Source organism: Dorea sp. AF36-15AT, from assembly GCF_003477705.1.
In the GTDB taxonomy this organism is placed as follows: domain Bacteria; phylum Bacillota; class Clostridia; order Lachnospirales; family Lachnospiraceae; genus Claveliimonas; species Claveliimonas ammoniilytica.
This window is the reverse complement of sequence record NZ_QUDV01000021.1, coordinates 1-1,669: the sequence shown is the minus strand read 5'-3', so window position 1 is coordinate 1,669 and position 1,669 is coordinate 1. Positions and strand designations below refer to the sequence as shown.

Annotated in this window: 2 protein-coding genes; both read right to left on the bottom strand. The window is 37.2% G+C overall.

Annotated features, from left to right (window positions below):
* Positions 1-81: 81 nt before the first annotated feature.
* Entirely contained in the window at positions 82-1,056 is a 975-nt protein-coding gene (locus tag DWZ93_RS14585; protein ID WP_118453422.1) for an IS3 family transposase, read from the bottom strand.
* On the bottom strand, positions 1,056-1,457 hold the full coding sequence (locus DWZ93_RS14580) for an HTH domain-containing protein (RefSeq protein ID WP_118453420.1): 402 nt from the start codon (positions 1,455-1,457) through the stop codon (positions 1,056-1,058). The genes DWZ93_RS14585 and DWZ93_RS14580 overlap by 1 nt, the downstream gene beginning before the upstream one ends.
* Between the last annotated feature and the right edge of the window lie 212 nt (positions 1,458-1,669).

The window sequence follows — 1,669 nt, the reverse complement described above, 5'->3', positions numbered from 1 at the left end:
TAAAGTGTACCCTTTGTCAAGGACACTATGACTTTTTCCTTTTCAGATTTCTATTATATATTTGTTTGTTGTGTAGAGGCATCAAAGTGATGCCTCTGATTGATTGTTTTCACCTTTTGCTTTAGGGATTATCAGAGGATAAATTCCTGTTGTCATATATTGATAATACTCAACAGGTGACAACCTTGCTAAGTCCCATTGATAACGTTCTGTATTATAGTATTCTGTCCAATCCCTAACTGCGTTTAATATCTCCTCATAGCTGTAGCACTCTGACAGATCCAGTTCGTCTTTCATATGACCAAAGAATGATTCCTGAGGAGCATTGTCCCAACAGTTTGCTCTACGTGACATAGACTGTCTCAGTTCATTATCCTTTAACAATTGGATAAATTTAATGCTGGTATAGTGGGAACCCTGATCGCTATGTATTAATGTTTCTGTGCTTAAATCAGTTCCATGTTTTTCTATTAACTGTTTTACTGTTTCTAATACAAAATCAATTTCTAATGATTCGCTGAGAACCCATGACAGCAGTTCCTTGGTACAGGCATCTATAATTGTTGACATATAGCACCGGGGTGCTTTTCCATTTATTATATACGTGATATCTGTTAACAGAATTTTTCTTGGTCCATGTTCCTCGAATTCACGGTTTACTATATTGGGTGCGGTATATGCAGTTGCCATTGCTTTTGCCATTCTCCGATAGGGATTTGCTTTGCGGATAGGACACTGTAAGTTATATTTCCTCATCAGCCGACGGATTTTTTTGATATTCATCACTATCGGCGGTTCCATGTGTAACAACCTCATATATATGCTACGGGCACCTTTATGATATCCTCGATACTGGTATGCTTTCAGAATCAAAAGAAAATCCTGTCTGTCCCGTTCCTCTCTTTCCATTCGCTGGTCTTCTGTTGAAAGATAATGGTAATAACCCGAACGGGATACTCCTGCAATTTCGCACATGGCAGCTACATTCAATAGATTATCGTTTTTTTGCAAAGTATCATAAATAATCTGATACTTTGCATGGGCTGGTATTTTCATTATTCCGGAGCCTCCGGATTTAACGATACAATTTTTTTTAGAAACTCAATCTCCTGATCTTTATATGCCAGTTGCATTTCTAAATATTTTATCCGATTTTCAGCCGACAGATATCCGTTGCAGCCCTGTGCATAGGTGTTAAGATCTCGAAAACCATTTCCCTTTTTTACTTCATTTCCAATCATGGTTTTCAGACCATTTATTCTGGAATCCCCCAGGATATTTGGATCTATCCCAAGAGTCGAAACAATCTCACGTGGAAGCCTGCCCTTTGACAGTTCCTCCCAAAACAGTTTTTTAAATTCTGCCGAGAAATGTACAATGCTCGGTGATACATCCAACACATATTTGCTATTTCTTAGTGTGAGCATTTCCTGTTCTGTAAACTTTCTGTTTGCCATAATTTCCTCCAATTCATTTTTATTTTAATATCAATCTGAATCGGAGTCAAAAATCGATTTTGTACAAAATAAAGGGGGGCATCAGAACCATGTCCAAAGTTAAGGGTTCCCTGTAAACTCATTGTATAGATTTAAGGGTTTTCATTAAAACTTACTGTCTAATGGTAAGGGTTTTAAAAACTCAAACTGTCCAATCTATAGGGTACATTTTA

Bases quoted from the DNA above. Each gene is read 5' to 3' on its own strand.
- DWZ93_RS14585 (WP_118453422.1), bottom strand. From the start codon at position 1,056: ATGAAAATACCAGCCCATGCAAAGTATCAGATTATTTATGATACTTTG.
- DWZ93_RS14580 (WP_118453420.1), bottom strand. From the start codon at position 1,457: ATGGCAAACAGAAAGTTTACAGAACAGGAAATGCTCACACTAAGAAAT.